Origin of the sequence: Phytohabitans rumicis, from assembly GCF_011764445.1 — a bacterium.
Lineage (GTDB): Bacteria > Actinomycetota > Actinomycetes > Mycobacteriales > Micromonosporaceae > Phytohabitans > Phytohabitans rumicis.
Genome location: NZ_BLPG01000001.1, coordinates 5,307,939 through 5,334,377, shown reverse-complemented (window position 1 = coordinate 5,334,377; position 26,439 = coordinate 5,307,939). Strand labels below are relative to the sequence as shown.

22 protein-coding genes and 1 pseudogene are annotated in these 26,439 nt (G+C 70.5%); 9 read left to right on the top strand and 14 right to left on the bottom strand.

Going from position 1 to position 26,439, the window contains the following annotated elements; genetic code table 11:
- Window positions 1-70 precede the first annotated feature (70 nt).
- Together Prum_RS24110 and Prum_RS24105 are read left to right on the top strand one after the other, a co-directional pair.
- Window positions 71-1,846, top strand: a complete 1,776-nt coding sequence (locus Prum_RS24110; protein WP_173084095.1) for a dynamin family protein — start codon at window positions 71-73, stop codon at window positions 1,844-1,846.
- On the top strand, window positions 1,843-3,264 hold the full coding sequence (locus Prum_RS24105) for a P-loop NTPase family protein (protein WP_173078548.1): 1,422 nt from the start codon (window positions 1,843-1,845) through the stop codon (window positions 3,262-3,264). Before Prum_RS24110 ends, Prum_RS24105 begins: the two co-directional genes overlap by 4 nt.
- On the opposite strand, the gene Prum_RS51815 is transcribed toward Prum_RS24105, so the two are convergent.
- From Prum_RS51815 to Prum_RS24090, 5 genes are read right to left on the bottom strand one after another with little or no spacing between them, the layout of a single operon-like run.
- On the bottom strand, window positions 3,254-4,852 hold the full coding sequence (locus tag Prum_RS51815; RefSeq protein WP_246278063.1) for an AAA family ATPase: 1,599 nt from the start codon (window positions 4,850-4,852) through the stop codon (window positions 3,254-3,256). The two genes, Prum_RS24105 and Prum_RS51815, sit on opposite strands and share 11 nt — an antisense overlap.
- Window positions 4,849-8,157: a DNA repair ATPase gene (locus Prum_RS24100; protein WP_246278062.1), complete on the bottom strand. Its 3,309-nt coding sequence runs from the start codon at window positions 8,155-8,157 to the stop codon at window positions 4,849-4,851. The genes Prum_RS51815 and Prum_RS24100 overlap by 4 nt, the downstream gene beginning before the upstream one ends.
- Window positions 8,154-9,167 carry a coiled-coil domain-containing protein gene (locus tag Prum_RS51810; RefSeq protein WP_246278061.1) on the bottom strand — a complete coding sequence of 338 codons (1,014 nt, stop codon included), beginning with the start codon at window positions 9,165-9,167 and terminating at the stop codon, window positions 8,154-8,156. The genes Prum_RS24100 and Prum_RS51810 overlap by 4 nt, the downstream gene beginning before the upstream one ends.
- On the bottom strand, window positions 9,164-10,222 hold the full coding sequence (locus tag Prum_RS51805) for a flotillin family protein (protein ID WP_246278060.1): 1,059 nt from the start codon (window positions 10,220-10,222) through the stop codon (window positions 9,164-9,166). The genes Prum_RS51810 and Prum_RS51805 overlap by 4 nt, the downstream gene beginning before the upstream one ends.
- Window positions 10,222-10,803 (bottom strand): hypothetical protein, encoded by a 582-nt coding sequence (locus Prum_RS24090; protein ID WP_173078547.1) that lies wholly within the window; start codon window positions 10,801-10,803, stop codon window positions 10,222-10,224. Before Prum_RS24090 ends, Prum_RS51805 begins: the two co-directional genes overlap by 1 nt.
- Window positions 10,804-10,955: 152 nt before the next feature.
- On the opposite strand from Prum_RS24090, the gene Prum_RS24085 reads away from it, so the two are divergent.
- Window positions 10,956-11,624 carry an RNA polymerase sigma factor gene (locus Prum_RS24085; protein WP_173078546.1) on the top strand — a complete coding sequence of 223 codons (669 nt, stop codon included), beginning with the start codon at window positions 10,956-10,958 and terminating at the stop codon, window positions 11,622-11,624.
- Window positions 11,625-11,658: 34 nt separating this feature from the next.
- Entirely contained in the window at window positions 11,659-12,423 is a 765-nt protein-coding gene (locus Prum_RS24080) for a hypothetical protein (RefSeq protein ID WP_173078545.1), read from the top strand.
- A 189-nt stretch (window positions 12,424-12,612) separates the two neighbouring features.
- Here Prum_RS24080 and speB read toward each other — a convergent pair whose 3' ends face one another.
- The 7 genes from speB to Prum_RS24050 all read right to left on the bottom strand — a co-directional run bounded on the left by speB (window position 12,613) and on the right by Prum_RS24050 (window position 18,893).
- A complete protein-coding gene (gene speB, locus Prum_RS24075; RefSeq protein ID WP_173078544.1) occupies window positions 12,613-13,602 on the bottom strand; it encodes an agmatinase in 990 nt (329 codons plus the stop codon).
- Window positions 13,599-14,801 (bottom strand): saccharopine dehydrogenase family protein, encoded by a 1,203-nt coding sequence (locus Prum_RS24070; protein ID WP_173078543.1) that lies wholly within the window; start codon window positions 14,799-14,801, stop codon window positions 13,599-13,601. The genes speB and Prum_RS24070 overlap by 4 nt, the downstream gene beginning before the upstream one ends.
- Before the next feature lie 131 nt (window positions 14,802-14,932).
- The gene (locus Prum_RS51800) at window positions 14,933-15,316 is read right to left on the bottom strand and encodes an ABC transporter permease (RefSeq protein ID WP_246278059.1); all 384 of its coding nucleotides are present in this window, start codon (window positions 15,314-15,316) and stop codon (window positions 14,933-14,935) included.
- Window positions 15,289-15,717 carry an ABC transporter permease gene (locus tag Prum_RS51795; RefSeq protein WP_246278058.1) on the bottom strand — a complete coding sequence of 143 codons (429 nt, stop codon included), beginning with the start codon at window positions 15,715-15,717 and terminating at the stop codon, window positions 15,289-15,291. The genes Prum_RS51800 and Prum_RS51795 overlap by 28 nt, the downstream gene beginning before the upstream one ends.
- On the bottom strand, window positions 15,718-16,617 hold the full coding sequence (locus tag Prum_RS24060) for an ABC transporter permease (protein ID WP_173078542.1): 900 nt from the start codon (window positions 16,615-16,617) through the stop codon (window positions 15,718-15,720).
- On the bottom strand, window positions 16,614-17,744 hold the full coding sequence (locus Prum_RS24055; protein WP_173078541.1) for an ABC transporter ATP-binding protein: 1,131 nt from the start codon (window positions 17,742-17,744) through the stop codon (window positions 16,614-16,616). The genes Prum_RS24060 and Prum_RS24055 overlap by 4 nt, the downstream gene beginning before the upstream one ends.
- A gap of 3 nt (window positions 17,745-17,747) precedes the next feature.
- The gene (locus tag Prum_RS24050; RefSeq protein WP_246278057.1) at window positions 17,748-18,893 is read right to left on the bottom strand and encodes a polyamine ABC transporter substrate-binding protein; all 1,146 of its coding nucleotides are present in this window, start codon (window positions 18,891-18,893) and stop codon (window positions 17,748-17,750) included.
- A 217-nt stretch (window positions 18,894-19,110) separates the two neighbouring features.
- On the opposite strand from Prum_RS24050, the gene Prum_RS24045 reads away from it, so the two are divergent.
- The 3 genes and pseudogenes from Prum_RS24045 to Prum_RS24035 all read left to right on the top strand — a co-directional run bounded on the left by Prum_RS24045 (window position 19,111) and on the right by Prum_RS24035 (window position 22,328).
- Window positions 19,111-19,596 (top strand): Lrp/AsnC family transcriptional regulator, encoded by a 486-nt coding sequence (locus Prum_RS24045; protein ID WP_173078539.1) that lies wholly within the window; start codon window positions 19,111-19,113, stop codon window positions 19,594-19,596.
- An 85-nt stretch (window positions 19,597-19,681) separates the two neighbouring features.
- A pseudogene (locus Prum_RS24040) lies at window positions 19,682-21,027 on the top strand (aspartate aminotransferase family protein).
- Between the two features lie 8 nt (window positions 21,028-21,035).
- Window positions 21,036-22,328: an NAD(P)/FAD-dependent oxidoreductase gene (locus Prum_RS24035; RefSeq protein ID WP_246278056.1), complete on the top strand. Its 1,293-nt coding sequence runs from the start codon at window positions 21,036-21,038 to the stop codon at window positions 22,326-22,328.
- Between the two features lie 155 nt (window positions 22,329-22,483).
- Here the strand turns inward: Prum_RS24035 and Prum_RS24030 are convergent, their stop codons facing one another.
- Both Prum_RS24030 and Prum_RS24025 read right to left on the bottom strand, forming a co-directional pair.
- The gene (locus Prum_RS24030) at window positions 22,484-23,236 is read right to left on the bottom strand and encodes a hypothetical protein (RefSeq protein WP_173078537.1); all 753 of its coding nucleotides are present in this window, start codon (window positions 23,234-23,236) and stop codon (window positions 22,484-22,486) included.
- Window positions 23,236-24,216 carry an ABC transporter substrate-binding protein gene (locus tag Prum_RS24025; protein ID WP_173078536.1) on the bottom strand — a complete coding sequence of 327 codons (981 nt, stop codon included), beginning with the start codon at window positions 24,214-24,216 and terminating at the stop codon, window positions 23,236-23,238. Before Prum_RS24025 ends, Prum_RS24030 begins: the two co-directional genes overlap by 1 nt.
- Window positions 24,217-24,281: 65 nt before the next feature.
- On the opposite strand from Prum_RS24025, the gene Prum_RS24020 reads away from it, so the two are divergent.
- Window positions 24,282-25,310, top strand: coding sequence for a FecCD family ABC transporter permease (locus tag Prum_RS24020; RefSeq protein WP_246278055.1), 1,029 nt, complete (start codon window positions 24,282-24,284; stop codon window positions 25,308-25,310).
- The gene (locus Prum_RS24015; RefSeq protein ID WP_173078534.1) at window positions 25,307-26,314 is read left to right on the top strand and encodes a FecCD family ABC transporter permease; all 1,008 of its coding nucleotides are present in this window, start codon (window positions 25,307-25,309) and stop codon (window positions 26,312-26,314) included. The genes Prum_RS24020 and Prum_RS24015 overlap by 4 nt, the downstream gene beginning before the upstream one ends.
- Window positions 26,315-26,439 lie beyond the last annotated feature (125 nt).

Here is a 26,439-nt window from a genome sequence, read left to right as displayed (position 1 = left end):
GAGATCGGATCGGGCCGATCTCCCACCCCCTCTTGATAAATGCGGGGAAATCAGCACACTTGGTCCGGTGATGGCACCCATCTGGCTCGACGTCCTGGACGAGACGGCTCGGGTTTGCGCATCCCTCGGCCGCACCGACCTGGTCCACCGGCTGCTGCAGAAGCGGGCGCAGCTGCTCGACCCGACGCTGCGGGTGCTGGTCATCGGCGAGCCCAAGCAGGGCAAGAGCCAGCTCATCAACGCGCTCATCAACGCGCCGGTGTGTCCCGTCGGCGACGGCATCACCACCGCGATCCCGACCGTGGTACGGCACGCCGAGACGCCGTCCGCGGCGCTGGTGCCGGCGGGCGACGCCGAGGAGCGGATCGCCATGCCGGTGGCCGACATCGCGTCCCGGATCAGCAGCGGGTCCGGCCGGTGGTCCGGCGCCGATCCCGGGCACGCCGAGATCGGTGTGCCGCGCGGCCTGCTGGCGTCGGGCATCGTCCTCATCGACACGCCGGGCACCGACGAGCGGCATTCCGTGCCGCTGCCGAAGGCGGACCTCGTGCTGTTGGTCACGGACGCGACACGCGAACTGTCCGTCACCGAAGTCGACCTGCTTCTCCACGTCATGCAGTCACACCCGCGGGTGCTCGTCGCACTTACGAAGACCGACATCTCGCCGCACTGGCGGACGATCGCCGAGCGCAACCGCGAGCACCTCGCCAGCGCCGGCGTGCCGGCCACGCTGCTGCCGGTCTCCGCGGCCCTGCGGCTGCAGGCCGCCCGCACCAACGACAAGGCCATCAACGCCGAGTCCGGCTTTCCCGAGCTGATCGCCCGGCTCACCCGCGACCTGGGTACGAAGAAGGACGTCCTCGCCCCCAGCACGGTGGGCCTGCTGGCCACCACGGTCATCGAGCAGCTCGCCGCGCCGCTGCGCGCCGAGCTGTCCACAGAGGACTCCGGATCGATCTCCCGGCTGTACGACGCCCAGCGCGGGCTCGACGAGCTGCGCCGGTGCTCGACCCGCTGGCAGAACACGCTCGCGGACGAGATGACCGACCTCATGTCCGACATCGAGTACGACCTGCGCGACCGCACCCGGCAGATCATGCGCAAGGTCGACGAGGCGTTCGAGACGGCCGACCCGCTCAAGGCGTGGGACGAATACCAGTCCTGGATGGAGAAGAACCTCACCGAGGCGACCGAGGCCAACTTCGCCTGGCTGGTGCAGCGGTGCGACTGGGTCACCGGCCGGGTCGCCGACCACTTCGTCAGGTACGGCGCCGACATCCTCCCCGAATGGCGGCACGGCGTACCCGACCGGCTGGCCGAGCAGTTGAACGAGCTGGAGCGGCCGAACATCGAGAAGTTCACCCCGGCCCAGAAGATCTTCACCGGGCTGCGCGGCTCGTACGGCGGACTGCTGATGTTCGGCCTCGCCACCACGCTGGCCGGCATGCCGCTCATCAACCCGGTCTCGCTCGGCGCCGGCGCGCTCTTCGGCGGCAAGAGCATCCGGGACGAGGGCAGGTCGATGCTCAAGCGCCGCCAGGCGACCGCCAAGCTGGCCTCCCAGCGGCACGTCGACGACTTCTTCCTCCGCCTGAACAAGGAGTGCAAGGACACCGCCCGCTGGGTGCAGCGCGCGCTGCGCGACCACTTCACCGGCCTGACCGAGCAGTTGCAGGAGGCGATCGTCCACTCGCTGCGCACCGCCAAGCAGGCGGCCGACGCCGACGCCCTGGAGCGGGACCAGCGGCACCGCGACATCCAGCAGAAGATGCGGCGCCTCGCCGCCCTCTACGACCGGGCCCAGACCCTGTCCACGCTCCCTCGTACCCTGGAACCCGTGGCGTGACGTCCACTCTGGAAGAGTCGGCGTGGGCGCTGTTGCGGGAGGCGCTTGACCTCTACCGGGACAGCCAGCCGGCGACCGAGCGGCTGCACCATCACCTCAGCCGCTTCGGGGAGCCGCTGCGGATCGCCGTCGCCGGGCCGTGGCAGGCCGGCAAGTCCACATTGGTCAACGCGATGGTGGGCGAGGAGGTCGCCCCGATCGAGGTGCGGGACGGGGCACAGGTGTTCACCTGGTACCAGGACGGGACCGAGCCACGCGCCACCGCGTACCCGGCCGGGATCGAGCTGCCGGTCAGCCGGTCGACGCACGGGCTGGCCGTCGACATCGGACGGTGGCGGCCGTCGGCGGTCAACGACGTGGTGGTCACCTGGCCCAGCCGTACGCTCCGGAACGCCACCATCGTGGACACGCCCGCGCTCCCGGCCAGTGGCGACAAGGTGCTGCGCGACGCCGACGCGATCCTCTACCTGACCCGCGACGGGCGGGGCACCGACCTGCGGTTCCTGGAGGTCGCGCAGGACGGTACGGTGGCGCGGGCGGCCCCGGTCAACGTCATCCTCGTGCTGTCCCGGGCCGACGAGATCGGCGGCGGCCGGATCGACGCGCTGCTCGCAGCCAAGCAACTGGCCCGCAAGCACCACCGCGACCACCAGGTGGGCGGGCTGTGCCTCGGTGTCGTCGCGCTCGGCGGCCTGGTCGCCTTGGCCGGCCGGGTGCTGACCGACGCGGAGTTCGCCGCCCTGTCCACACTGGCCGGTGCCCCGCGCGCCGAACTGGACAGCCACCTGCTCTCCACCGACCGCTTCGCCGGCGCGGACTTCCCGGCGCCGGTCGACGTGGCGACCAGGCGGGCATTGCTGGACCGGCTGGGCATCTTCGGCGTACGGCTGGCGACGACGCTGATCCGCACCGGCACGGACACCCGCGCCGCGCTCGCCGCCGAACTGGTACGCCGCAGCGGCCTGACCGACCTGCGCGAGGCGGTCAGCCGCTGCTTCGTCGACCGGGCGGGCGCGCTCAAGGCCCGTTCGGCGCTCGCCACGCTGGAGGCGGTGCTGCGCGCGGAGCCGCGTCCGGGCGCGGACAAGCTGCTCGCGGATCTGGAGCACGTGCTGGCGAACGCGCACGACTTCCGCGAGCTGCGGCTGCTCGGCGCGCTCCAGGGCCACCGGATCCGGCTCGACAAGCCCTTGGAGGCCGAGGCCCGCCGCCTCATCGGCGAGAACGGCACGGGCACGGCCGCCCGGCTGGGCGTGGACCAGCGGGCGACCGCCACCGAGCTGTGGGAGCTGAGCTCGGACGCCCTCTACCGGTGGCAGGAGCAGACCGAGGATCCGCTGCTGAGCCTGGAGCAGCGCCGGGCCGCCGGCGTGGTCGTCCGCAGCTGCGAGGGGATCCTGCACGCCCTCACTCGTTGATGCGGTTGATGGCCGTTTCCACGCCGCCTACCCGGTCGGCCAGGAGGCCGATCGCGCCGACCGCCCGGGTCATCGGGTCGTCCTCGGCACCACCCAGCGCCTTCGCCTTCAGGTAGCCGGCCTTCACCTCGGTCCAGCGTTCGGCCCGCTCGGGGGTCAGCCGGCCGCGCAGCTCGGCGAGCTTGAGCAGGTTGGCCTCGGCCCCGGCCGCGAGGGTCTGCGCCTCGCCCAGGTAGTGGTCGTCGATGACGGCTTCCAACTCGTCGTCGTTCATCACCGGCACGATCCGCTCGGCCAGCTTGTTCATGTTCCGGTACGACCCCTGTAGCTGGAACGGTGGCTCGGTGCGGGACGCGTCCGACTGGGCGGCCGACGCGATGTACGCCTTGTTGTTGGTCAGCACCACCCGCTGTACGCGCAGCAGCTTGCGCAGCACCGCCAGCATCTGGTCCAGCTCCACCGCCGAGTACGGGTGCGCGAGCTGGTCCGGCTGCACGGTCTCGTCGCCCTTGGCCAGCCGTACGAGCAGCTGCACGTCGTCGCGTTCCCTTGTGGACAGGGGGGCCAGCACCGAGTTGGCGGTCAGCGAGTTCTCGATGTAGCTCAGCGCGAACAGCTCTTCCTTGCCGGACAGCACGTCGCCCAGGTTCCACACGTCGGCCCGGTTGGCGAGCATGTCCGGGATGCGGAAGCGCTGACCCGACTCGGTGTACGGGTTGCCCGCCATGCAGACCGCGAACCGCTTACCACGCAGGTCGTACGTGCGGGTGCGGCCCTCCCAGACCCCTTCCATCCGGCGCTGCGCGTCGCAGAGCGAGATGAACTTCTGCAGCAGCTCCGGCGAGGTGTGCTGGATGTCGTCCAGGTAGAGCAGCACGTTGTTGCCCATCTCCAGGGCGAACGAGATCTTCTCGATCTCCTGCCGCGCCGTGGCGTTGGGCGCCTCGGCCGGGTCGACCGACGTGACCGCGTGCCCGAGCGCCGGCCCGTTCACCTTGACGAAGACCAGGCCGAGCCGGCTCGCGACGTACTCCATGAGGGTGGTCTTGCCGTAGCCGGGCGGCGAGATCAGCAGCAGCAGGCCCATCTGGTCGGTGCGCTTGGCCTCGCCGACGGCGCCGAGCTGCCGGGCCAGGTTGTCGCCGATCAGCGGCAGGTAGACCTCGTCCAGCAGCCGGTTGCGGACGAACGCGCTCATCACCTTCGGCTGGTGCTCGTCCAGACGCAGCCGGGCGCGCTCGCGGGCCACCAGGTCGTTGCGCTGCCGCTGGTACGCGCGGAACGCCGGCACCCGCTCGGCGCGGAACCGCCGGATCCGGGTCAGCACCTCGTCGAGGCGTACGTCGAGCCGCCGCCCTGCGACGCGCGGATGGGTGCCGAGCAGCCCGTCGACGCCGGCGGAGAGCACCGCCGACGAGTCGTGCCGGGGCAGCTCGGTGCCGCACAGCTCGATGGCCACGGCTTCGGGGAGGTCGGTCGCGTCGCCGCCGGCCTTGTCGACAAACGCCTTCAGCCACGCGGTCACGAGCTGATGCCGGGCCGCCAGGTCGCCGTCCAGCGCCCGCAGATCTTCCTCGAAGGACGTCACCACCGTGCGGTGGAACTTGTCGAGCAGGTCGCGGGCGCCGGCGCTGGTGACGAAGCCGAACGGCGCGCTGGACAGCTCCTCGAAGAGGTACTCCCCGCGAGGTAGGTGTCGATGGGCAGGCCCATGCCTTCGACCGCTTCGGAAAGCTCCGCGCACAGCTCGTCGATGGCCGGGCTCTTACCGAAGGCAGCACGTGCCCGCCCGAGCGAACCGGCCCTTGTGGACAGCCGGGTCCGGGTCGCCTCGTCGGCGCCGTACGCCCAGAAGAGCTGAGCCGCGGCTCGGGCCGCCGGCGGGTAGCGCAGCAGTCCCGCGCCGGCGTGCAGGCGCAGCAGGGCGTCCAGGATCGCGGCGGCGTCCTGGTCGTGCACGCCGCGCTCGTGCCCCTCGTCATAGCGGGTCTCGGCGGCGCGCCGTACCAGATCGCGGAGCCCGCCCTCGGTGACGGCGGCCTCGTGGAGCGCGTCCAGATCGCCGTCGGCGAGCATCGAGGCGGCCAGGAACTCCGCCCGGTACACATCCGGCGTCTCGGAGACCAGCAACTGCTCCCAGAACGGCCGCGTCGCCTCGAAGTCCGCGTCCCGTACGGGCGCGCGGTAGTCGGTGCCGGTGACCGCGACCGCCATCCGCCCGTCGTGCGGCACGAGCGTGAGGTCAACCGCCTGGGTGTTGACGGCGAAGCGGTGCCGGCCCAGCTGGATCGTCTCGCCGCCGTCGCTGTAGAGGTCGAGCCGGTCGCGCAGGCTGCGGCCGGCCTCCTGGCGGGCGGACTTGATCCGCCCCGCCAACTCCTCGGCACGGACCGCGTCGCCGAGGCCGCGCAGATCCTCCGCGACCGAGCGCAGCTTGGCCACCATCGGGTCAGCGGCGAAGTAGGTGTTGACCTCGTCGATCGAGCGCAGGCCGGCGATCCGGCGGTGCACGCTGGTGAGGATCCGGTCGGCCGACTCGACCAGCCGGTCGGACCGGCGGGCCCGCTCGTCCAGCAGCGCCTGCTTGCGCGAGGAGAACACCTCGTACACGTCGGTGCGCTTCGCGCCCAGGTCGGCCAAAAAGTCGTCGAACTCGCCGAACCGCGACTCCAGGTTCTCCAGCTGGAGCAGCAGCCGGCCGAGTTGCTCGTCGCACTTCTCCGGGGTGTCGGCGACCGCGAGCGCGCCGGTGATGGCCTGGCCCAGCAGCGCGAACTCGGCGGCGAACTCGGCCCGCCCCTCGGTGGCCAGCAGCTCCCTGCGGCGACCGTCCAATGTGGCCCGAGCGCGGTTGACGCCGCCGAGCACCTCGCCGATCCGCTCCAGGATGCCGGTGCGCACGGTGGCGTCGGCGATGTCGAGCGTGCCCACGACCTCGGTGATGACCTGCATCCCCTCGGCCTGCTCGGCGAGCCGCTGGCCGAGCGGCTCGGCCGCCGCGACGGTCGTGATGGTCTCCGCGTCCGCGACCAGCCGCTCGATCTCCGCGTGGTAACCGGTGAACGCGTCCTCCCGCTGGAGGAACCCCACCGCCCGCTGCGCGGCCAAGGCCAGCTCCGTATCGAGTACGCCGGACAGCTCGTCGATGCGAGCGGTGTCCACATAGCGCAGTTCCCGCAGCGTCACCAGGTGGCCCTGGGCGGCGTGCAGCTCAGCGATCTGGCGCACCCACGCGTCCGTCGACTGTGGAGTCTCGCCGCGCGCACGCCGTACCAGGGACTGGATCCGGGCGGCGGCCTCCTCAAGAGCGGCGGCGGCCTGACCGGTGAGCGCCTGCACCTTCTCGAACTCGTCCAGCACCTGCTCGGCCGTCGCCCGCACCTCGGCGAGCGGGCTGCGCAGGTCGCCGAGCTCGGCCTCGCCGAGCCAGTGGTAGTGGTCGAAGATCCGGGCGCAGGCCGCGATCAGACCCTCGAAGACGCCGGTGGACGGGCTCATCTCGTTGACCATCCGGCCCACCGAGAGGCAGTCCGAGATCCCGCGTACCAGGTCGGCGTTGCCCACCCGCTCCAGCGGCCCGGTGCCGACCGGCTGCGCCGCCGCGTACGTGTCGGACACGTACGGCGTCTGCCACACCTGCATCGGGTGCACCCGGGTCGGCTCCTCCGACGTGGCCCGGAACACCACGAGCGTGCCGTCGTCGAAGAGCGAGTAGCCGTGGCACGGGATCGGGTTGGCCACCTCTTTGCGGATCACGTTGTACGGCAGGAGCAGCGAGCGCCCGTCCGCGCGGGCGTGGAAGACGTACAGCACGTCTTCGCCGTTGGTGGAGCGGATGACCCGGTCGAACTCCAGGCTCGCCACGTCCGTGTCGAACGTCTTGGTCACGCCGGTGGCCAGGTAGTAGCCGCCGGGGAAGATGATGCCGTGGTCCTCGGGCAGCCGCTGGCACGCCTGCCCGATCCCGTCGAGGCGTACCACCGTCTTGGTCCTGGTGTTGAAGACCAGGTGCCGCCACACGGTCTCCTTGTACGGCCGTACCCGCAGCAGGATCAGCGACCCGACCCGGGCGTAGTGCACGTCGGCGTCGGCCAGGCTCTGCAACGGCTCGTCGACCGGCTCGGAGTAGATGCCCTCGCCGGTCTCGGTGTTGTTCTCTATCTTGACGGTCAGGTTGCCGCCGACGGTCTCGACGAAGACCTCGTCACCGATGGAGATGTGTGGGTGCCGCCCGAGCACGTGGTTGTCCCGCGTCGTCTCGACCCACTCGAAGTCGTGCGCGGGCGGGAACGTGTGGTCGCGCTCTCCGCGGCCGTCCAGATAGGACACGGAAGCGTCAGCACCGACCTGCCACCGCAGTACCCGGATGTCCTCGATGTTCGGCCCGGTCTGGAAGACGGCGAGCAGCCGCCCGTCGAGCCGGCGCAGCTGGACCAGCCGGGTGTCCCGGTAGTAGCGGTACAGCTCGCCGAAGTCCCGGAGGAACTGCGGGTCGCGCAGGAATCCACCGTCGCCGGGCGGCTCGGGGTCCGGGGTGTCCCTGGGATCGCTCTCGAAGCGGAACGCGTCGCCGTCGCGGCTGAACGCGTGCAGCGAGAACACGTCGTCGACCGTGGTCTCCGGCTTCAGCCCGATGAAGACGTTGTACCCGAAGAGCATCAGCCCGCCGATCGACACGATGTCGCGCGGCACGCAGTTGTTTTCGGTGCGGATCCGCTCGGTGCCGATCAGCCGCATCTCCGCGCTGCCGAAGACCTCCAGGCGGCGCGCGTTCAACGCCTCCGCGCGGCGGGCCAGCTCGGCCGAGCGTTCGGCCAGCCGCCCGCGCAGGACTTCGTAGGTCCCGACGTCCAGCGCGGGTGCGGCCTGCGGCGTGGTTGTCGCGGTGGTCACTTCGAGTTGAGCTCAGCGAGAGGGGCGTCGGCCAGGCCGAGGCGCTTGGCGGTGTTCAGCAGCTCCTTGAGCTTGTCCGCGTCGGCGCCGCCCGCCTTGATCTGCTGCACGAGGAACGCCGACAGCGTCAGGTTCTGCACGTCGGCGGTGCTCAGCGAGCCGAGCATCCGGGATAGGTCTTCGGGGAAGCTGGCCGACCCGTCCAGCCACGGCCTGCCGAGCGCCTGCGCCACGTCGGAGTGGCCGACGAAGCCGTCGACGCTCTTGCCCGCGGTGATCGAGCCCATCAGCCGGTCGACGAACATGCTGTCGCCGCCCACGATGTCGATGTTCGCCTTCTCCAGGCCGGCGGCCACGACCGACGCCTGCGCCTCGGCGATCTTCTGCTGCACCTCGATGCCGGCGAGCCGGATCTCCTTCTCCGCCTCCAGCCGCAGCCGGTACTCCTCGTGCTGGCGGGTCGCGTCGTCCAGGGCGGCCATCGCGGCCGCCTTCTCGGTCAGACCCTCGGCCTCGCCCTTGAGCTTCTCGCGTACGGCGTCGGCCAGCACGAGCGCCCGCTCCCGTTCCACGGCGGCCTCGGCCTTGCCGACCTTCTCGGTGCCCTCCGCGGAGGCGAGCGCCTTCTCCCGCGCGACCGCGGCCTCGGCCCGGCCGATCTTCTCGATGGCCGCCGCGTCCCGTTCCCGCACCTGCACATCGGCCAGCCCGGCGGCGGCCGCCTCGGCCTGCGCGCCCTCGGCGAGCCGGATCTTCGCCCGGGTGTCCAGCTCGGCGGTCTGCTGGCGCGCCTCGGCAAGCACGAGCGCCTCGCGCGCCTTGTGCTTGGCGGCCTGCTCCGCCGCCTCGGCGGCCTTGATGTCCTTGACCAGGTGCTCCTGCGCCTCGGCCTCGGCCTGGATCACGACCGCCTGGCGGGTCCGCTCGGCCTCCTCGACCACCCGCAGGCGCTTGATGTTCTCCTCCTGCTCGGCGACCGTCTTCTCCACCGCGATCCGCTCGCGGATCACCTCGGCGATCGCCCGCTTCTCCCCTCGACCTCTTTGTCCTTGGCGATCGTGGTCAGCTCGGTCTCCCGCTGCCGCGAGATGACCTCCAGCATCCGGTCCTTTTCGATCTTCTCGGACTCGATCGCGATGACCCGCTCGCGGTTCTTCTCCGCGACCGCGATCTCGCGCGCCTTGTTCTCCTGCTGGATGCCGAGCTGCTCCTCGGTACGGATGTTCGCGCCCTCGGCCCGCAGCCGCTCCTGCGCGTGCGCGGTGGCGATCTCCGCCTCCTCGCGCGCCCGCATCGTCTCGATCTCGCGGCGCTGCTTGATCTCCGCCTCGGCCTGCTGCCGTTCCAACTCCAGGATCGTCTGCCGGGCGTCGACGTTCTGCCGCGTGATCTCCTTCTCTTCCTTCTTCTGGAACTCGTTCGTCTTGACGTGCTCGATCGCGGTCAGCTCGGTGATCTTCCGGATGCCTTGCGCGTCAAGGATGTTCTTCGGGTCGAGCCGTGCCATCGGGGTCTGCTCGAGGAAGTCGATCGCGGCGTCCTCCAGGCTGTAGCCGTTCAGGTCGGTGCCGATCACCGCGATGATCTGGTCGCGGAACTCGTTGCGCTTGGTGTAGAGGTCGACGAAGTCGAGCTGCTTGCCGACGGTCTTGAGCGCCTCCGAGAACTTCGCGTTGAACAGCTCCTGCAGCGTCTCCTGGTCGCTCGCCCGGGCGGTGCCGATCGCCTGCGCCACTTTGATGACGTCTTCGGTCGTCTTGTTGACCCGGACGAAGAACGAGATCCGGATGTCGGCGCGGATGTTGTCCCGGCAGATCAGGCCCTCGTTGCCGGTGCGCTCGATGTCGATCGTCTTGACCGAGATGTCCATGACCTCGGCCTTGTTGAACACCGGCAGCACCACCGCACCGGTGAACGTGACGTCCACCCTGCGGATCTTCGAGATGATCAGCGCCTTGCCCTGCTCGACCTTGCGGAACAGCCGGCTGACCATGAACAGCAGCACGATTACGACGAAGACGGCGACGGCGATGAGCACGCCGAGCCCCGTGGTGATGACGCCCATCAGTGGTTCCCTCTATCCGTGAGTGCGACGGGGGTGACCCAGAAGAACTCCCCGTCGGCGTCGTAGTCGTAGATCAGGGCGGAGCTGCCGGCGCCCAGCTCGTCGGCGCCTGCCTGCCGTACCTGGATGATGGCGGATGAACCGTCGGCGGCGGTAACCTCCGCCTGGCCGAAATCGGGGCTCACCCGGCCGGTGCGGATGACGCAGAGCGAGCCGACGAAGTCGTTGCGCGACGCCTCCGGGCCGCCGGAAAACAGCGGCCGCAGCGGGCGCAGCAACAGTCGGGTGGCGAAGAGCGCGACGGCCAGTGCCACCACCAACACGAGAATCGACAGCACGAGCGCCGACGGGAGCAGCACCCCGCCGACCAGGCTGACGAACCAGGCGATCGCGACGGCGATGGAGAGCGCGACGGTCGCCGGTACGCCGGAAAGCCCGAAACCGTCGAGGAATCCGCCTTCGAGCGCCTCGATGTCGAGCGCGCCGATCAGCACGAGGACCCAGTAGCCGACGACGGCCACGAGCAGAAAACTGAAAAGCACGGTCGGGAAACCGAACGCCGCATCGACGAACCCACCCATCGGACCCGCGCCGCCCCCCGTTGCCGCTCAAGATTTGGTAGCCAGAATGATGGCATGCCAGGTCAACCGCGTACGAACCGCGGTGTGACACATCCACGGCCCGTGGCGCTGTACGAGAGGGGACCCTGACACCCACGGAGGTTCACGCCCGTATGGAAGTAGCGGAGGCACCGATCGACCTCCACGCTCCGCCGGATCTGGCCGGCACAGTGCTGGCCGCACAAGCCGGCGACGAGTCCGCGTTCCTTACGGTCTACCGGACGCTACAGCCCGTGCTAATGCGCTATCTGCGCGTACTCGTCGGCGATGACGCCGACGACGTGGCGTCGGAAGCGTGGCTGCAAATCGCCCGCGATCTGGGCGGTTTCCGGGGTGACTGGGACAAGTTCCGCGGCTGGGCGGTGACCATCGCGCGGCACCGGGCGATGGACCATCTGCGCAGCGCGCGCCGGCGGCCCAGCGTCGCGGCTCCGGTCGAGCACTTCGCCGACCTGACCGGCACCGAGGACACCGTCGAGGCGGCCATGGAGTCGGTCGGAACGAGCGCGGCGATCGCGCTGATCGGCACGCTCCCGCGCGACCAGGCGGAGGCCGTGCTGCTGCGCGTCGTCGTCGGGCTCGACGCCGAGACGGCCGGCCGGGTGCTGGGCAAGCGCGCCGGAGCGGTACGCACGGCCGCGTACCGGGGCCTGCGCCGGCTGGCGGAGCAGCTCGGTGCGAGTGAGAGAGCTGGCGCGGCGGCGTCTGGACTGAGGAGCGAAGCGACGAGGGAAGGCGGCGCCTTTGACGCCGCGCGAGCGAACGAACAGAAGGCACTGTGACATCTGAGAACGCCTCGGCGCTGAAGAAGGTGAAATGAGCAGCCACGAAGGACCACGCCGCATCGACCGCGCAACGGCAGAGCGCCTACTGCGCGGCGGAACGGACGCGCGCGACGCCGGACAGCCGCGTCTCGCCGCCGTACTCGCCGCCGCGGCAGCGCCGCACGGCGGTGGGCCGGTCCGGGGTGAGTCGGCGGCACTGGCCGCCTTCCGGGCCACTCAGCTCGACCCACATTCCCGACCGCAGAGGCAATCCATGATCAAGACCGCGCTGGCCAAGCTGCTCACCGTGAAGATCGCCGCAGTGACCGCCGGAGCCCTCGGCGTCGGCGGCGTCGCCCTCGCCAGCACCACCGGCACTCTTCCCGGACCGCTGAAGTTTGGCGGCCCCTCCGCGTCGCACAGCCCGAAGCCGGACAAGACCCACCCGACGACGCACCCCACCGGCCGCCCCAGCGACAAGGCCGGGCCTCCCGGGCTGGTCTGGCTCTGCCACGACTACATCGGCAAGGACCGCGACCACCGCGGCAAGGCGCTCAACGAGAACCAGTTCCGCGAGCTCGCCGACAAGGCCGGCGGCCGGGACCGCGACAAGGCCGACAAGTTCTGCGACGACCTGCTGCGCCGTTGGCCCAGCGCCACCCCGAAGCCCCGCCCCACGGGTACGCCGTCGCCGCGCTCCACCGACCGCCCCGACGGCGACAAGCCCGGTACGGGCGACCGGCCCGGCGGCGACGAGAGCACCAAGCCAACCACCGCCCCCACTGGACGGCCCAGCGGTTCACCTTCCCCAAGGTGACCCGCTAGGCCCCCTCTCGGCGCCCGGGGTGAGCGGACCCGAATCGCTCACCCCGGGCGCCGCTCCATGTCCTGGATCAAGGGCTTTCGCGTCGATCAAGGGCAAAGGGTCGTGGATCGGAGATCAAACCACGACCGTATGCCCTTGATCGACGGGGAAAGCCTTGATCGGCGCACTGTTAGCGGGCGTCTAGGAGGGGTTGTCGTGGGTCCCACGGGGGCCCTTGCGGCGGCGGGCGATGGCGGACAGGGCTTCCAGGACGACGCGGTTGCCCAGGAACGCGGTGACGTCGGCGTGGTCGTACGGCGGGGAGACCTCGACCACGTCCACGCCGACCACGGGCAGCTCGTAACAGCAGCGGCGTACGGCGTCGAGCAGCTCCCGCGTGGTCAGGCCGCCCGGCTCGGGAGTGCCGGTGCCCGGCGCCATCCCGGGGTCCACCACGTCCACGTCCACGGACAGGAAGACGCCGTCGCAGTCGTCCACCGCGATCGCGAACGCCTCGGTCAGGCATTCGTTCAGGCCGCGGGCGACGATCTCGGTCATCTCGTACGACCGCATGCGCTGCTCGGCCATCCAGTCCAGGACCGGCGGACCGGGCCAGTACCCGCGCAGGCCGATCTGCAGGAACCGGTCGCCGCGTACCGCGCCGGACTCGATAAGCCGGCGCATCGGCTGGCCGTGCCCGTAGAGCGAACCGAAGTCCATGTCACCGGTGTCGGCATGCGCGTCGAAATGCACCATCGACACCCGGCCGTAGCCGAAGCGGTGGGCCACGCCGGTCGCGTCCGGCAGGGCGATCGAGTGGTCGCCGCCGAGGATCACCGGGATCACGCCGGCGGCGGCGACGGCGGCGACCACCTGCTCCAGGGCGTTGAGCGACCGCTCGATGTCGCCGCCGAACATCTCCACGTCGCCCGCGTCGTACACGCGCAGGTCGCGCAGGGCGTCGACGCGCAGCGCCAGGGACGGCCGGGAGCCGTCGTGGGCCAGATAGCACGCCTTGCGCATGGCCATCGGCCCGAAGCGGGTGCCGGGCCGGTTGGAGGTGCCGCCGTCGAAGGGCGCCCCGATGATCATCACGTCGGCGTCGACGTACGACTCGGGCTCGGTCACGTCGCACCGGTCGACACCCAGGAACGTCAAGTCCGGGCCGTACATGGCTCCGTATCGCGTCACATCTCCTGAATACCCCACGGTGAGCCGTATTCGGTGAGCAAACCCAGGAACGGCGCGGCGGGAAATGCCTCGGGACCGAGCACACCGGCGCCGGACCACGCGCCCGAGGCGAGCAGTTCGAGGGCGACCACCGGGTTGATCGCGGTCTGCCAGACGACCGCTTGGTGGCCGTACTCCTTCATCGACCACTCGTTGTCGACGACGTGGTAGAGGTAGACCTCGCGCGGCTGGCCGGCCGTCGAGCGCCCACGCACCCACGTGCCGGCGCAGGTCTTGCCGCGCATCCTGTCCCCCAGCGTGGCCGGGTCGGGCAGGCACGCGGCCACCACGTCCCGCGGCGCCACCGACACGCCGCCGACGGACACCGGCGCGGTGCCGTCGAGGCCAAGCTTGTGCAGGGTACGCAGGACGTCGATGAACTCGGCACCGAGGCCGTACTTGAAGGTGACCCGCTTGGCGTCGATCCAGCGCGGGATCAGCAGCACCTCTTCGTGCTCGACGTTGACGCACTCGACCGGGCCGATGCCCTCGGGAAAGTCGAAGATCTCCGGCTCGGAGAACGGCTCGGTGGTGTGCCAGCCGCGCGGCGACTCCCAGATCACCGGCGGGTTGAGGCACTCCTCGATGGTGGTCCAGATGGAGAACGACGGGGCGAAGTCGTACCCGTCGACGACCAGGTTGGCGCCGTCCCGCACGCCGATCTCGTCGATGGTGGAGAAGAGCTCGTCGGCGGCGTACCGGGCGAAGACGTCGGACAGGCCGGGCTCCACGCCGATGCCGACGAGCGCCAGCCGGCCGGCGTCCTCCCAGGCGTCCTTGCGGGCGAACTGCGCGTCGCCCAGCTTCACGCCGCACTCCTTGTGCGGCGCCACCGGGTGCGGCGTGGACAGCGACATCGCCATGTCGAGGTAGTCGGCGCCGGCGGCGTACGCGCCCTCGAAGACGGGCATGACGAAGCGCGGGTCGACGGCGTTGAGCACGTGGGTGATCCGGTGCTTGCGGCACAGCGCCGCGACGGCGTCGGCCGACGAGGCGTCGACCCGCTCGGCGATGAAGCGACCGTCCAAGGTAGACACCGCACGCAGGGCGCGCTCGGGGTCGTAGTCGGCCACCACCATGATCTCGAAGAACGAGCGCCGGACCGCGATCGACACCGCCGCCGATCCGACTCCGCCGGCCCCCACCAGCAGAACGCGCATCTAAGCTATGCCTCCTGATTCACTCGGTCGCGCGGCGCCAGAAGGCGACGCCTTCCCAGCGGCGACAGTGTCCGCGGATGGCTGCGATTCGTGGCGCCGCTGGGAAGACGCCGCCGCGCCAGCTCCCTCGCTCATGCCCGCCTCCGGCGGAACGTGGTGCTCAGCACCAACAGCAACGAAATCAGGAACATGGCCGTGCCGACGACGTTCACCTGCGGCGGGATGCCGCGCTGGGCCGCGCCCCAGACGTACATGGGGAACGTGACGGTCGTGCCGGAGTTGAAGTTCGTGATGATGAAGTCGTCGAACGACAGCGAGAACGCGAGCAGCGCGGCGGCGACGATGCCGGGGAGGACCAGCGGCAGCGTGACCCGCCGGAAGGTCTGCCACTCGCTGGCGTAGAGGTCCATCGCGGCCTCCTCCAGCCGGCTGTCCAGCCCGGCCAGCCGCGCCTTGACGGTCACCACGACGAACGAGACGCAGAACATCACGTGGGCGATGATGACCGTGCCCATGCCCAGCGGTACGCCCCCGCCACGAAGAGGGCCAGCAGCGACGAGCCCATCACCACCTCGGGCGTGGCCATCGGCAGGAAGATGAGCAGGTTGGTGGCGGACCGGCCGCGGAAGCGGTGCCGTACCAGGGCGAACGCCATCAGCGTGCCCAGCACGGTGGCCACGATCGTGGCGATGAAGCCGATCTGCACGCTGCGCACGACCGCGTCGCACATGTCCCCCGGACCGCACGGGTTGGTCCAGTTGTCCAATGTGAACTCGTTGAAGTCGTACGACAGCCGGCTCGACGGCTTGTTGAACGACAGCCCGACCACCACGGCGATCGGCAGGAAGAGGTAGCCCAGCACGAGCACACCGGCGGCCATCACCCAGTGGTCGGCGAGCCAACGTCCGAGCTTCATCTAGAGCACCTCGTCGGTTCCGGCCCGGCGCACGTACACGAAGACGATTGCGAGGATCGCGGCCATCAGGAGGAACGACAGCGCCGCCGCCTGCGGGTAGTCCAGCCGCACCAGGAACGCCGAGTCGATGACGTTGCCGATCATGTACTCCTTGGGCGTACCGAGCAGCTCGGCGTTGATGTAGTCGCCGGCCGCCGGGATGAACGTGAGCAGCGTGCCGGCCACCACGCCGGGCATCGACAGCGGCAGCGTCACCTTGGCGAACGTCCGGATCGGGCTGGCGTACAGGTCGTTGGACGCCTCCAGGAGCCGGCCGTCGAGCCGGTCCAGGCTGGCGTACAGCGGCAGCACCATGAACGGCAGGAAGTTGTACGTCAGGCCGAGCACCACCGCGGCCGGGGTGGCCAGCAGCCGCCCGTCGGCGCCGAGGATGTGCAGGTCGCGCAGCACGCCGACCACCCAGCCGTTGTCCGACAGGATGGTCTTCCAGGCCAGCGTGCGCACCAGGAAGCTGGTGAAGAACGGCGCGATGACGCACACCAGCATCAGGTTCTTGAAGCGGGTGGCCTTCTGCGCGATCGCGTACGCCAGCGGGTAGCCGAGCAGCAGGCAGAGCAGGGTGGCGATGCCCGCGTACACCAGGGAACGCACGAAGTGCGGCCAGTACTGGGACAGCGCGTCGGCGTAGTTGCCGAACGCCCACGTCATCGCGTAGCCCTGTTCGAGCGACCCGCTCGGGTCGTACAGGCTGGTCGCGGCGAGCTGTAGGGCCGGCACCGCGAAGAAGATCAGCAGCCAGAGGCCGCCCGGCAACAGCAGCAGGTACGGCAGCAGCTTGCTGCGCCCCCGCTTCTTCTGCGGAGCGTTCTGCTCGGCGGGGAGCCGGGCGAGGACCGTCATGGAACCGGCTCCAGCAGCGGCTGGGTCGCGTCGCCGGCACCCGCCTCGCGGGCGAGCAGGAACGCGTGCTCGGGCCGCCAGTACGCCACCACCTGCGCGCCGAGCGGCAGCTGCGCGTGCACGCCGGCGTTGGAGGAGAACGCGGACAGCTCGGTGCCCCATGAGGTGCGGACGAGGTACTGCGTGCTGACGCCCACATAGGACGAATCCGAGACGACGCCGGCGATCCACTGATGCCCGGCCGGCACCGCCTCGGCGGACGGGGCCAGGTGGAGCTTCTCAGGGCGTACCCCCAGATAGATGTCGCCGGAAGCGGCCCGGCAGCGGGCCGCGGGCAGCGAGAACCGCGAGCCGTACGCCGATACCACCACCTCGTCGGCGGAGCGCCCGGCGACCTCCCCGGCGAGGAGGTTGGACTGGCCCAGGAAGTTGGCCACGAACGGGGTGGCCGGGAACTCGTAGATCTCGGCCGGCGCCCCCAACTGCTCGATCCGCCCGGCGTTCATCACCGCGACCGTGTCGGCCATCGTCATGGCCTCCTCCTGGTCGTGCGTGACGTGCACGAAGGTCAGCCCCACCTCGGTCTGGATGCGCTTGAGCTCGATCTGCATCTGGCGGCGCAGCTTGAGGTCGAGCGCGCCGAGCGGCTCGTCGAGCAGGAGCACCTGCGGGTGGTTGATGAGCGCGCGGGCGAGCGCCACCCGCTGCTGCTGGCCGCCGGAGAGCTGGGCGGGGCGGCGCTTGTCGTACCCGTCGAGCTGCACCAGGGAGAGCATGCGGCCGACCTGCGCCGCGATGTCGCGGACGCCGCGCCGGCGCAGGCCGAACGCGACGTTCTCGAAGACGTCCAGGTGCGGGAAGAGCGCGTAGCTCTGGAAGACGGTGTTGACCGGGCGCTTGTACGGCCGCAGCCGGGCGATGTCCTGCCCGCCGAGCAGGACCTGTCCGGATGTCGGCTCTTCCAGGCCGGCCACCATGCGCAGCGTGGTTGTCTTGCCGCAGCCGGACGCGCCGAGCAGGGCGAAGAAGCCGCCCTGCGGGATCGTCAGGCTGAGGTCGTCGACGGCCGTGAAGATCCCGAACCGCTTCGTGAGGTTGACCAGACGCAGGTCAGCACCGTCTGCCATCTATCACGCCCCGATCGCCTGCTGGAACTTCGACGAGTACGACTTCTCCTGCGCCTCGTCGAGCGCCATGAACACCTTGGTCTTGTCGAGCGTCGCATCGTCCGGGAAGATCAGCGGATTCGTCGCGAGCTCCGGATCGATAGCGACGATCTTCTCCCGGGTGCCCTCGACCGGGCAGATGTAGTTGACGTACGCGGCGAGCTCGGCGGCCACTTCCGGGTCGTAGTAGTAGTTGATCAGCTCTTCGGCGTTCGACCGGTGCGCGGCCTTGTTGGGTATGAGCATGTTGTCGGACCAGATCATCAGACCCTGCTCGGGTACGACGAACTTGATCTTTTCGTCCTCGGCGGTGAGCTGGACGACGTCGCCGGACCAGCCGATGCACGCGGCGATGTCGCCCTTGGCCAGGTCGGTGGCGTAGTCGTTGCCGGTGAACCGGCGGATCTGCCCGGACGACACCGCCTTCTTGAGCTTCTCCAGCGCGTCGTCGAACTGCGCCTCGGTGAAGTTCGTCGGGTCATGCCCGTTCGACAGCAGCAGCAGGCCCATCGTGTCGCGCATCTCGGTCAGGCAGGTCACCTTGCCCTTGAGATCGGCCCGGGTGAGCAGTTCGTCGACTGTGCGCACTTCCTTGGTGACGTTGCCGTTGTACGCCAACCCGGTCATGCCCGACTGCCACGGCACCGCGTACTCGTCGTTCTTGTCGAAGGAGCGCGCGCGCAGCGAGCGCAGCAGATTGGCCTCGACATTCGGCAGCTTGGCCTTTTCCAGCTTCTGCATCCAGCCGAGCCGGATCATGCGGCCGGCCATCCAGTCCGTCAGCACGATGATGTCGCGGCCGGTGGACTGGCAGGCGGCCAACTGGTTCTGCACCTTGCCGAAGAACTCGTCGTTGTCGTTGATGTCCTCGGTGTAGGTGACCTGGATGCCGGTCTTGCTCTGGAACGCCTCCAGGGTCGGGTGCTTGGACTCGTCCTTCTCGTCGACGTCCATGTACTGCGGCCAGTTGGAGAACGCGAGCTTCTTGTCCGTGCTGGAGGTGTCCTCGCTGACACAACTGGCCTCGGTCTGCTTGGTACCCTCCGTGCCGCAGGCGGCGAGTGTGCCACCGGCGGCCGCGAGGGCGCCCGAGGCAAGTGCGCCGCGCACGAGGGTACGGCGAGTGAGGTGCGTCGCGGTTATCAGAGCCGCCGCCTCCGGTGACAGGGGGCGACGAAGGGTCTTGCGCATCGACGGCTCCAGTTTGTTGATGCGATCTGACGACTGATCCTGGCATGCTGTAACCCGGCTCACAAGGGATTCCGTTGCAGATCTACTGATTCGCAACGAAATACGATAGAAACACGGCTGCACGGGGAGGCAGTGGATGGCAAAACCGCGGCAGGTGGTGCGGGACGGCGCGAGTCACGCGCTGCTCGATGACGTCGCCAAACAGATCATCGAGCAACTGCAGGAGGACGGGCGGCGCCCGTACGCCTCGATCGGCAAGGCCGTCGGCTTGTCCGAGGCTGCGGTACGCCAGCGCGTGCAGCGGCTGCTCGACGCCGGCGTGATGCAGATCGTGGCCGTGACCGACCCGCTGCAGCTCGGCTTTCCCCGGCAGGCCATGATCGGGCTCCGCACGACCGGCGACCTCGAAGCGATCGCCGACCGGCTCGCCGAACTGGAGGAGCTGGACTACGTAGTCATCACCGCCGGCTCGTTCGACCTGCTGACCGAGGTGGTCTGCCGCAACGACGACCACCTGCTGGAGGTCATCAGCCGGCTCCGCGAGGTCGAGGGCGTGGTGTCCACAGAAGCGTTCGTCTACCTCAAGCTCCGCAAACAGACGTACACGTGGGGGACGGCCTAGCTTCTCTGCGGAATTCGTTGCCAGATCTTCAAGACGTCACGGATTCGCTTGCGCGCGGCCATCGACCTATGCGGTAATCGTTGGCATGGGCAACGCGACCGACCACCTCTGGATGCACTTCACCCGCATGGCCAGCTACCGCGATGGCGACGTGCCCACGATCGTCCGCGGCGAGGGCGCATACGTGTGGGACGCCCAGGGCCGCCGGTACCTCGACGGGCTGGCCGGGCTCTTCGTCGTGAACGCCGGTCACGGGCGCACCGAGTTGGCCGAGGCGGCCGCCAAGCAGGCCGCCGAGCTGGCGTTCTTCCCGCTGTGGTCGTACGCGCACCCCGCCGCCATCGAGCTGGCCGAACGGATCTCCGCCCTCACCCCGGCGACCTCAACCGGGTCTTCTTCACCACCGGCGGCTCGGAGGCCGTCGAGGCGGCGTGGAAGCTGGCCCGCGCCTACTACAAACGGGTCGGCAAGCCCACCAAGCACAAGGTGGTCAGCCGGTTCATCGCGTACCACGGGACGTCCATGGGCGCCCTCTCGATCACCGGCCTGCCCGGTATCAAGAGCGACTTCGAGCCGCTCGTGCCCGGCGGGATCAAGGTGCCCAACACCAACTTCTACCGGGCGCCGGAGCACGGCGACGACCCCGAGGCGTTCGGCCGGTGGGCGGCGGACGAGATCGCCCGCGCCATCGAGCGGGAGGGGCCGGACACCGTCGCGGCCGTCTTCCTGGAGCCGGTCCAGAACTCCGGTGGCTGCTTCCCGCCGCCGCCCGGCTACTTCCAGCGGGTACGCGAGATCTGCGACGCGTACGACGTACTGCTCGTGTCGGACGAGGTGATCTGCTCGTGGGGCCGCCTGGGCGAGTACTTCGGCGCGATCCGCTACGGCTACCAGCCCGACATCATCACCACCGCCAAGGGGCTCACGTCCGGCTACTCCCCGCTCGGCGCGATGATCGCCTCGGACCGGCTGATCGAGCCGTTCCTGGATGAGACGGCCATGTTCGCCCACGGCGTCACGTTCGGCGGGCACCCGGTGTCGTGCGCGGTGGCGCTGGCCAACCTCGACATCTTCGCCCGCGAGGACCTGACCGGGCACGTTCGCGCCAACGAGGCCGCGTTCCGGGCCACCCTGGAAAGGCTCAACGACCTGCCGATCGTCGGCGACATCCGCGGCGACGGCTACTTCTACGGCATCGAGCTGGTGAAGGACAAGGCCACCCGGGCCACGTTCGACGACGACGAGTCCGAACGGCTGCTCCGTGGGTTCCTGTCCACCGCCCTCTTCCGGGCCGGGCTCTACTGCCGGGCCGACGACCGTGGCGACCCGGTGGTGCAACTCGCCCCGCCGCTGATCGCCGAGCAGCAGCAGTTCGACGAGATGGAGCAGATCTTGCGAGCCGTGTTGGCCGAGGCATGGCAACGCCTCTAAGCCTCTGGATGTCCACCGTGGACGACGACCTGTCGCCACGGCCGGCACTTGACGGGCCGCTGGTGGCCGACGTCGCGATCGTCGGCGCCGGCTACACCGGGCTGTGGACCGCGTACTACCTGGCCACCGCCGCGCCGTCGCTGCGCATCGTGGTGCTGGAGAAGGAGTTCGCCGGGTACGGCGCGTCCGGGCGCAACGGCGGCTGGTGCTCGGCTCTCTTCCCCACCCCGGCGCGCCTGCTCGCCCGCCGCCACGGCCGCAAAGCCGCGGTGGCCATGCAGCGCGCCATGAACTCCACTGTGGACGAAGTGGGGCGGGTGGCCCGCCTCGAAGGCATCGACTGCCACTGGACCAAGGGCGGCACGGTGACGATCGCCCGCACTCCGGCCCAGCTGCGCCGCGCCCATGAGGCCGTCGAGGAGGCCCACGAGTACGGCTTCACCGACGACGACCTGACCCTGCTGGGGCCGGACGAGGCGGCCAAGCGGTGCGGCGCGACCAGCGTGCTCGGCGGCACGTACACGCCGCACTGTGCCGCCATCCACCCGGCCCGGCTGGTGCGCGGCCTCGCTCGGGCGGTGGAACGCAAGGGCGTCACCATCTACGAGCGCACGCCGGTGCTGCGCCTGCGCCAGGGCGCCGCCGACACTCCAGTGGGGACGGTGCGCGCGCCCGTGGTGGTACGCGCCACCGAGGCGTACACGGCCGCGCTGCCCGGCTCCCGCCGTACGATCGCGCCGGTCTACTCGCTCATGGTGGCCACGCCGCCGCTCCCGGACGGCTTCTGGGCCAACGCCGGACTGGGCGAGCGGGAGACGTTCTCCGACTACCGCCGGCTCATCATCTACGGACAGCGCACTGTGGACGGTCGGCTGGCCTTCGGCGGGCGCGGCGCGCCGTACCACTTCGGTTCGAAGACCAAGCCGGAGTACGACAGTGAGCCGCGCGTCTTCGCGGCGCTGCGCCGGGCGCTGGCGGAGCTCTTCCCCGCCCTCGGCGACGTGCCGGTCACGCACAGCTGGGGCGGCCCGGTGGGGATCCCCGGGGACTGGTCCGCGTCGGTCGGGCTGGACCGGGACACCGGGCTCGCGTGGGCGGGCGGCTACGTGGGCGACGGGGTGGGCACGACCAACCTGGCCGGCCGTACCCTCGCCGACCTGATCCTCGGCGTGGAGAGCGACCTGACCGCCCTGCCCTGGGTGGGGCACCAGTCGGTGCGGTGGCCGCCCGAGCCGCTGCGCTGGATCGGCATCAACACCGTACGCAAGCTCGTGACTTTGGCGGACGCGGCGCGGCTGTAGCGTCGCCCCGCCCAGTAGGGCGCCCTGGTTGGGCGCTCGCGCGTGAGTGGGGCGCCCCATGCAGCTCAGGGCGGGCATAGGGGCGCCCCACTCACGCTCGCATGCCGCGTGGGGGCGCCCCACTCACGCTCACGCGCCTCGTAGGGGCGCCCCACTCACGCGGCGGTGGCGAGCCACTCGGTGATCTGCTGGGCGCGGGTCTGCTCGTCGAGCTTCGGACAGATGCGTTCGCAGTACTCCAAACCGGGGCGCTTGTACGCCAGGCAGCACGCCGCGGCGATCGGCACCGGCCCTGCCCAGCGGCGGCGTACGGCCAGCGGCCCGGCCCCGGCGAGCAGCTCCTCGGCCTCGGCGGCGGCCCGAGCGGTCGACGGGCCGGGCGGCTCGTCGGCGTGGAAGGCGCCCAGCACGGTGTCCGCGACCAGGGCCCAGATCGTGCGCCGGCCGAGGCGGGACTGCTCCTTGATGGTGTCGACGACCGGTTCGGCGAGCGTGCGCACGGTGCTGGTGAGGGCCTCGGCGAGATTGTCGACCGGGTGCACGCCCGGCTCGCCCACCAGCGGGTCGCCGGGCAGCACGGCGAGCTGCGGCCGGTCCACGGCCACGCCGTCGAACCAGCCGCCCGGGTTGCCGTGCAGCGCGGTGCCGGCGGCCGTGAGCAGGGGCACCCGCCGCTCGGTGCGGTACGCCCACACGAGCAGCCGGGAGAACGAGCCCGTGGTCCAGCCGGCCAGGTGCGCCGCGGCGGTCTCCGGTGGGCAGCCGGACAGCTCGACGAACATCCGCATCCGGTCGGCCAGCGAGGCGCCGGTGAGGTCCGGCAGCGCGTACCAGCCGTCGCCGGCCGCGGACGGGCTCGCCGCGGGGAAGATCCCCGCCGCGTTGTAGCGATCGAGCAGCGCCTGCATCACGCCACGGTCTTGAAGGCGCTCAGCTTGGCGGCCAGGTCGCGCAGGGCCGGCGCGAACGCGGCCCAGGTCGACGGGGTCTCCGGGTTCCACGCGACCGCCTGGTTGGCGGTGATCGCGGGGAGCTTGGCCACCGTGGGGTACTTGGCCAGGTCGGTCGTGAAGTACGACGGGTTGCGGGAGTCGTAGAGGAGCACGTCGATGGGGTACTTGCCGGCCTGCTCCCAGGAGAGCACCTCCCAGTGCGGCTGGTCCGCCGGCACCGTGGGCTGGACGAAGTTCACACCCTGATTCTGCAGGTACGCCAGGTCGGAGAAGATCTTCGCGTTGCCGAGGTAGAGGTTGTCCTTGGTGCCGCTGACGAACGCGACCCGCAGGCCGGACTGCGCCTTGGCGGCGCCGGCGAGCGTCTTGCCGGCCGCCTCGAAGTCCGCCTTCGCGCCGGTGACGGCCGGGGCCGACAGGTCCGCGCCGAGCGACCCGGCCAGCTCGGCGAACCGGTCGATCACCTTGTCGACGGGCACCTCGAACTGGTTGATGCCGACGCTGGGGCACAGCGGTTCGATCTTGCTGACCGCCTCCTCCGGGACGTACCAGAGCTGGTCCTTGGCCTGCATCGGCGCGACCAGCAGGTCCGGCGCGAGCGCCGCCAGCTTTTCGATGTTGAAGTCGCCCCAGGTCTGGCCGACCCAGGTGACCGTGCTCGGGTCGACGTTGCCCTTGAGCACGTCCGACCCCTTCTCCTCGCCGAAGGTGCCGATCGGGCGCAGGCCGAAGTCCCACAGCGTGGCCGCGGCGCTGATCTGTGCCACGATCTTGGCGGGCCGGCTGTCGCGGGTGGCCTTCTTGCCCCGGTCGTCGGTGAACTCCCACGGTCCACCGCTGCTGGGCGCGTCCGCTTCGCTGTCGTTTCCGCATCCGGCCAGCACGACGAGCCCCGCGCCGCCGATCAGGAGCCGCCGCCGACTCAGTCCGTTCACCGTTGCCTCCCACCAGATAAGGGGAGGCTAAGCTAACCCACACCGCGTTGTCGAGGAGTGATCTTGTGACGGTGACCGCAGCGGCCACCCGTTCCCGGCCCCGGCTGGCGTGGGGGTTGGCGGGCGCGGTCGCGGTGCTCGCCGCCACCGCCCTGCTCTCGGTCGCGGTCGGCTCGAAGTCGATCCCCCTCGGCACGGTCTTCGACGCGCTCATCCACTACGACGGCCGGCTCGACGACCACGTCATCGTGCGGGACCTGCGCGTCCCCCGTACGCTGCTCGGCCTCGTCGTCGGCGCGGCGCTGGGCCTCGCCGGCACGCTCATCCAGGCGCTGACCCGCAACCCGCTCGCCGACCCGGGCATCCTCGGCATCAACGAGGGCGCGGGGCTCGGCGTGATCGTGGCGGTCGGCGTGATGGGCCTTTCCAGCCCCTGGGCGTACGTCTGGTTCGCCTTCGCCGGCGCGGCGATCAGCGCGACGCTGGTGTACGCGGTGAGCGCGCGCAGCCGGGAGGGCGCCAGCCCGGTGCGCCTGGTGCTGGCCGGCATCGCGTTCACGTACGTGCTGCACGGGGTGGGCCGGGCGATCCTGCTCACCGACACGAACGCGTTCGACCGGTGGCGCAACTGGATGGCCGGATCGCTGGCCAGCACCGACCCCGACGTACTCGCCGGCATACTGCCGTTCGTCGCGGCCGGCGTGATCATCGGCCTGGCCCTGACGCCGTCGCTCAACGCGCTCGCGCTCGGCGAGGAGGCCGGCCAGGCGCTGGGCGTACACCGGGACCGGACGCGGGTGCTCGGGGCGGTCGCCGTCACGCTGCTCTGCGGGTCGGCGACGGCCGCGGCCGGGCCGATCGCGTTCGTCGGGCTGATGGTGCCGTACCTCGCCCGCATGATCACCGGGCCGGACTACCGGTGGCTCGTGCCGTACTCCCTCGTGCTGGCCCCGATCCTGCTGCTGGTCTCGGACATCGCGGGGCGGCTGGTGGCCCGCCCCAGCGAGATCGGCGTCGGCGTGGTGACGGCGGTGATCGGCGCGCCGCTGCTGATCGCGCTGGTCCGCCGCCGGGGAAGGCTGCCGCGGCTATGAGACCACCCGCTGTGAGACCTTCAAACGTGAGGTCCGTCGCGGTCGGCGCCGCGCTGCTGGCGTTCTGCGCCGCCGTGGGCATCCTCGCCCTGGGTACGGGTGACTACCCGCTCTCGCCGGCCGGGGTGCTGCGTGCCCTGTTCGGCGGTGGCACACCGGCGACCGAGTACATCGTGCTGGACCTGCGGCTGCCCCGTGTGCTGACCGCGCTCGCCGTGGGTGCGGCGCTCGGCGCGAGCGGAGCGATCTTCCAGAGCCTGACCCGCAACCCGCTCGGCAGCCCGGACGTCATCGGCTTCACGGCTGGCGCCAGCGCCGGGGCGCTCATCATGATCATCGTGGCGGGCGCCGGGCTGGCGTCGATCGCGTTCGGCGCGGTGCTCGGCGGGGCGCTCGCCGCGGCGGCCGTCTACCTGCTCGCGTACCGCCGGGGCACGCACGGCTACCGCCTCGTGATCATCGGGGTGGCCGTACAGGCGCTGCTCACCTCGCTCAGCACGTACCTCCTGGTCCGAGCCAACATCTTCGACGCCCAGCGGGCCGCACTGTGGATCATGGGAAGCCTCAACGCCCGGGACTGGGCCCACGCCGCCGTGGCTGGCGGGGCGCTGGCGCTGCTCATGCCGGTCGTACTGATGTTGGGGCGGCGGGCGCTGGTCCTCGAGATGGGCGACGAGACCGCCCGCGCGCTCGGCGTGTCGGTCGAGCGGGTACGCCTGGCGCTCATCGCCACCGCGGTCGGCCTAGCCGCCGCGGGCACCGCGTGCGCGGGACCGATCGCGTTCGTCGCGCTGGCCGCGCCGCAACTCGCCCGCCGGCTCACCCGCGCCACCGGCCCCAACGTCGTACCGGCCGCCGCGATGGGCGCCGCCCTCCTGCTGGCGAGCGACCTGCTGGCCCAGCGCGCCCTGCCGACAACCCAGCTACCGGTCGGCGTGGTCACGGCGTGCCTCGGCGGCGCGTACCTGATCTGGCTCCTCGGCTGGCGCCCCCGAGCGACCTGACCGTTCCAGCCCGTCGACGCTCCCGCGCGGGCGCGATCAAGGAATTCTGCGTCGATCAAGGGCGAATGGTCGTGGATTGGAGATCAAAGCACGGCCGTATGCCCTTGATCGACGCGCAAGGCGCG